The sequence below is a fragment of the Thermomonas sp. genome, from assembly GCF_047606765.1.
GTDB lineage: Bacteria > Pseudomonadota > Gammaproteobacteria > Xanthomonadales > Xanthomonadaceae > Thermomonas.
Window position 1 is genome coordinate 1 of record NZ_JASGED010000124.1, and the last position, 6,300, is coordinate 6,300.

At 64.1% G+C, this 6,300-nt stretch carries 2 protein-coding genes and 1 pseudogene; all 3 read left to right on the forward strand.

What is annotated here, in order from left to right:
• Positions 1-117 (forward strand): annotated as a pseudogene (locus QM612_RS11600) (putative Fe-S cluster assembly protein SufT); the annotation flags it as partial.
• Between the two features lie 446 nt (positions 118-563).
• Positions 564-2,744, forward strand: a complete 2,181-nt coding sequence (locus QM612_RS11605) for a M4 family metallopeptidase (RefSeq protein ID WP_415254041.1) — start codon at positions 564-566, stop codon at positions 2,742-2,744.
• A gap of 342 nt (positions 2,745-3,086) precedes the next feature.
• Positions 3,087-6,300, forward strand: a 3,214-nt coding sequence (locus QM612_RS11610) for a toxin TcdB middle/N-terminal domain-containing protein (protein ID WP_415254042.1), incomplete at its 3' end; no start/stop codon positions are given.

Here is a 6,300-nt window from a genome sequence, read left to right on the forward strand (position 1 = left end):
AGCAAGGTGGAGATGATCCCCACCGTGGCCGCTGCCGACGTGGAGCTGGTGTTCGATCCGCCCTGGAACCGCAGCCTGATGTCGGACGTGGCCAAGCTGGAAACCGGGATGCTGTGACCTGGCGCGTCAGCGCCACGCCGGGCATGACCATTGTCATAGTCCCGAATTGTCACTAGGTGACGCGATTTGTCATCGCATATTCCTGCTGCAGTGCAGCGAATCATTATTTATGCCGGGCATGAAATCGTCGTCATGTCGCCAATCAGTATCGTCTGAAACGTTGTTGCGGCGGGCTTTCGCCCATTCACAAGGGTTGCCTGCGTCCGCGCGTGTTCATGCGCCGGGAGCGGGCCAGCTTGACGCTGCCTGAAAGACGGCAGCAAGGTCGATCCCGCTACGCAACTGTTCAGGTTCCGTAGTGCTTCGCGTCCGCGAGGGGCGGCACGGGCCGTCCGTGCCGGCGAACGCAAGCAGCCAGTGTTCTCGCCAGTTCGCATCCACACAACGCTCATCCACATAACTTGCCAGGGGTAGTGCCAGTGAATCGTTACCGTCGAACCAACATGCTTGCCACCGCCGTCGCCCTTTCGCTCGCCGCTTCCGGCGCGCTTGCGGCGGACAAGGTCGATCTGCACAAACGCAACATCAGCCAGCTCAGGACGCAGTACCAGTCCGCCGTCGCCACCAGTGGCGTGGCCGACATGGCGCACAGGCGTCACACCCAGTTCATGGGCGCAGACAGCAACACCACCTTGCTGATGCGCGCCAAGCGACAGGATCGCAACGTGCGCAACTACCGCTACGACCAGGCTTGGCGCGGTATTCCCGTGTTCGGGCAGGGCGTTGTGGTCAGCGAGGACAGCGCCGGCAACGTGCGCACCATGTTCGGCAACATGGTCTCGGGGCTGGACCGCGATATCGCATCCGCCACGCCCACTCTGGGCAAGGCTGCGGCGCTGGTCGCCGGCAAGCGCGCGGGCCTGGGTAGCCGCATCTCCGGCATGCTGACCCGCAACGAGAAGGCCGACCTGACGGTGTACGTCGATGATGCCGGCAAGGGCCATCTGGCCTATGCGGTGACCTTCTTCGCCGACGGCGTTGCCAGCGAAGGCCCGACCCGCCCGATCGTGCTGATCGATGCCCACAGCGGCCGCGTGCTGAAGCAGTGGGACAACATCCAGCATGCGCTGATCGGTACCGGCCCCGGCGGCAACGCCAAGACCGGCCAGTACGAGTACGGCACCACCTACGGCTATCTGGACGTGACGCAGAGTGGCACCACCTGCACCATGAACAGCACCAACGTGAAGACGGTCAACCTGAACAACAGCAGCAGCAATACCAGCACCACCGCGTTTACGTACACCTGCCCGCGCAACACGGTGAAGACCATCAATGGCGCGTATTCGCCGCTGAACGACGCGCACTACTTCGGCAACGTCATCTTCAACATGTACCAGGCGTACATCGGCATGGCCCCGCTGACCTTCCAGCTGGTCATGAAGGTGCATTACCAGACCAGCTACGAGAATGCGTTCTGGGACGGCAGCGCGATGACCTTTGGCGATGGCAAGAACACCTTCTATCCGCTGGTCAGCCTGGACGTGTCCAGCCACGAGGTTTCGCACGGTTTCACCGAGCAGCAGTCCAACCTGACCTATTCCGGCCAGTCCGGCGGCATGAACGAGGCGTTCTCCGACATGGCCGGCGAAGCCGCCGAGTACTACATGCGCGGCAGCAACGACTGGCAGGTGGGTGCCGACATCTTCAAGGGCACGGGCGCGCTGCGTTACATGAACAACCCGACGCAGGACGGTTCCTCCATCGACAACGCCGCGAATTACACCAGTTCGATGGACGTTCACTACAGCTCGGGCGTCTATAACAAGGCGTTCTACCTGCTGGCGACCAAGTCCGGCTGGAACACGATGAAGGCGTTCCAGGCCTTCGCCCGTGCCAACCGCGACTACTGGACGGCCAGCAGCACCTTCAACCAGGGTGCCTGTGGCGTGGAAACCGCAGCGCAGGACCTGGGCTACACCAAGGCTGACGTGACCGCTGCGTTCGCATCGGTGGGCGTGGCCTGCGCGAGCGGCGGTGGCGACAGCGGCGGCAGCACCGGCGGCGCGCTGACCAAGGGCACGGCGGTCACCGGCATCAGCCAGACCACCGGCAATTCGGTGAACTACACCCTGGTCGTGCCGGCAGGTGCCACCAACCTGACCTTCACCATGTCCGGCGGCACCGGTGATGCCGACATGTACGTGAAGTTCGGCAGCGCGCCTACCGACAGCTCCTATGACTGCCGTCCGTACAAGTCCGGCAACGCCGAGACCTGCACCATCGCAAGCCCGTCGGCAGGCACCTACCACGTCCGTCTCAAGGCGTATTCGAGCTTCACCGGCGTCAGCCTGGTCGGCGACTACACCACGGGCGGTGGCGGCGGCAGCGGCGATTCGGTTGTGTTGCCCACGGTGAGCACCGGCAACTGGTCGCAGAGCTACACGCTGGCGGTGGCTGCCGGCAAGACGGCGACCATCGGTATCTCGGGCGGCACCGGTGATGCCGACCTGTACGTGCGGGCTGGCAGTGATCCGACCACCAGCAGCTACACCTGCCGTCCATACAAGAGCGGCAACAGCGAGACCTGCACACTCACGCCCACCACGGCAACGACCTATTACATCAAGGTGCGTGCCTACTCGACCTTCACCGGCGTGACCCTGACCAGCAGCACCAACTGACCGGCGGGACAAAACGCCCGATGTGGTTTCGAACCCCGGCTTCGGCCGGGGTTCTTTTTGTGCCCGCATTGCGCCCTTATGGAGAGCTTGGTTTCGCCACGGTCGAGTGCATCAACAGACATAAGTTTTATGTCTTGTTGTCATGAGCAGCCCCCAGGATTGGATCACCCATCAAGGCGGACGCGCAGGGATCGGCCAAGGTTCCCATTGCCCTTAAAAGGCGTATGCTCGGCCACACTGCATCGGCGCGCTGCGCCGGGCCCCTGGGGAGGGCCGGCAGGGGGACACGACCAGCCAGACAACGCGCGCGATGCGATGCATCGCCGAATGGGGAGCCGGAGCATGGGAACCAGTACCATCGGGCAGGCAGAGACATCGGCTGAAGACATGCCGATGGCGTCAGCGGGCATGCGGCGCGTTGCGCGCCCGCTGTTGGGACTGGTCAGTGTTCTGCTGTTGTTCCAGTTCGGACTGGTGATCCGCTCGGCACTGGCGGACGAATGGGGCGGCCCTGCGTCCTTGTCGATCACGCCGGACGTGGAGTCGGATCGCGTATCGGCGACGGCAGGCGAGTTCCGGGTCGATGAGTCGGGCGCCGCAACCTATGCAGTGCCGTTGTACGTGGTGCCCGGCACGGCGGGCGTCGCACCGCAGTTGTCGCTGTCCTACAGCAGCCAGGGCGGATACGGCCCGCTGGGCATGGGCTGGTCGATTGGCGGGCTGTCGTCGATCACCCGCTGTCGCGCAACGCGGGAGCATGGCGATTTCATCGTCAGTGGCGTCCCCACCGATGGCACGCCGGAGCCGGTCAACTTCACGGCAACGGATCGCTATTGCCTCGACGGGCAACGGCTGATACCGGCGCAGGCGACGGGAACAGCGGCATGCCCGGCGGTATCGGGCATGACGGCGGTCAATCTGCGTACCGAAATCGAATCGTTCCAGCGCGTCTGCGCTTACACCCCGATGGGCGGCACCACGGGGCCGGCGTTCTTCACGGTGGATCGCAAGGACGGCTCCAGAAGTTGGTATGGCGACCGCGCAGCGGACACCACGGACATGGTGGATGGCTACTTCAATGCCACCACCCCGGGCAAGGAAGGCTTCGCACTGGCGTGGGCACAGACGCGGTTCCAGGATTCGACCGGGAATTACATCGATTACCTCTACAGCGAGAAACCGGCAGGTGGCACTGCGGGCGAGCAGGTCATCAGCGAGGTGCGTTACACCGGCAAGAAGGTGTTGTCCGGCCAATCGGGTGGTGCCAGCGCACCGTATGCGAAGGTGGTGTTCCACTACAGCGCCCGGCCCACGACGCAGTGGGAATACCGCTACGCCTCGGGCGGGCAGTACGTGAGCAGCCGGCGTCTGGATGGCATCACCGTTTGCGCCACGATTGCCTGCGCAACCGGCGATCAGGCGCGGTACTACGCGCTGACCTACGGGACGAGCGTTTCCTACAGCGGCCGGGACACCCTGACCAGCCTGAAGGAATGCCGCGACAGCACGCAGGCCGTGTGCATGGCACCGACCACGTTCGAGTGGAGTACCGGCAAGCACGAGTTCGCAACCCAGGAGACGCTACCGGGCTTGGGTGTCAACAACAGCCAGTTCAAGGGCTTCAAGCTGGGGGACATCAACGGGGACGGGCTGACCGACTTCATCTACCTGCGCAGTGGCGTGTGCGGTGGGGAAGGCATCGTGACCGCGCTGGCCAGTCTCAACAGCGCGGGCCAGCCGGTCTTCACCAACAGTGGCACGCTGTGCCTGCCCACGGCCATCAGCAGCCGGGGCGAAGGTGCGTGGCACCTGTTTGACTACACCGGTGACGGACGCGATGACCTGTTCGTGTCCGCAATCACCAATGCAGGCTGGCGTCTGTATCCGTCGGTCGGCAACGGCTTCAATGCCGCGCAGAACCTGCTTGCGACGCTGCCGATCCCGTCCTTGAGCAACGTCAACGATCAGGCGCAACTGGCGGACGTGAACGGGGATGGGCTTGTGGATGTGCTGTACCCCGCAGGCGGTACACTCAAGGCGCGGGTGATGACACGGCAGACGGGCGGCGGCTTCGCCTGGGGGCCGGAACGCAGTGTGGCCGTTGATGAATCGACGTATCCAATGGGCCCGGACTGCAATGGCGGCCCGGGGAACATGAATGAATGCAACGTGAGCTTCGGTGGCCTGCCTTCGCCCAAGACGGGCTTTGTGCAGATGACCGATTTCAATGGCGACGGCGCTTCGGATGTACTGCTGCATGTGAACGAGACACACCGGATATGGACCGGCAACTGCCAGATCCCGGTGCAACCGCAGCAGTTGCCACGCAGTGGTGGGGAGCGCACGGTTGCCGTGTGGGCATACCGTTCGAGCGGCGCAGCCACACCTGCGGCCAGCCTTGGCTCCGGATCATGCTACGACATCGTCACCAACAACCTGTTGTATGCCTTCACGGTGCAAGAGATCACGCCGGGTGGCCCGCTGACGCTGGCGGCGCACGCAAGTTTGGGAACCGTGCCGCAAACGGTGGCATTGGCAGACGTGAATGGTGACGGCCTGACCGACGTGTTGACCCGCTTCAGCAGTACGGCGGCTTGGGTCTGCAAGCGCAACACCGGCACGACCATGATCGGCTCCTGCGGCGATAATCCGACGATCACCGACGACCGCGACCAGGCGCGGTTCGTGGATGTCAACGGCGATGGCCGGGCGGATGCCCTGCGGTTGCGCAGCTTGGGCGGCAATCGCGTGTATGAGGTTCAGTACGCCCAGCCATCGGGTGGGTTCGGCCCCGTTACCTCGCTGCCGGGTGGCAATGCGCGATTCTGCAGTGGCAGTTGCGATGTCAACCAATACGTGCCGGTGTTCATGGACGTGGACGGTGACGGCAACCTCGACTTCCTGTCGTTGCGGCTGGACAGCCCATCGCTTTACGTCTCGCGGCCCAGCCTTCGCCATCAACCCCGCGACACCCTCACCGCCATCGTCAACGGGTTTGGGGCACGCACAGAACTGGCGTATGCGCCGCTGACCAACAACGCGATCTATCGGCGCGACACCGGGAGCCGCGACGGCACCAACTGGGGCCGTGGTGCGCCGGTGCAGGATTTGCTGGCGCCCATGTACGTGGTGGCAAGCGCCTCCAGCAGCGCACCGCAGGACGGCAATCCGCTGGCGATGGCAAGCCTGTACTACCGCTACGCGGGCGCGAAGGTGCAAGCCGGTGGACGCGGGTATCTCGGGTTCCGCGAGATCGTGACCTTCGATCCCAACCAGACCGGCGGTTACGTTGCCACGGCCACGACCTACCGTCAGGACTTCCCGTTCACGGGCATGCCGGCGCGCACCATCAAGCATGCTTTTTCGGGGCAGACCTACACGCCGTCGGCATGCCTGACCGGCACGGTCACCAGCACCTGCTACAGCACGCCGGGTGCGGCCTTCCCGGGGCTGGGTGGGTCATGGTTTGCGGACAGCAAGCAGTTCTGGGAAGCGGATACCGACAACACGACGGGAGAAGCGGCCTTTGCAGCAGGCGTGCAGGCGCCACTGCACG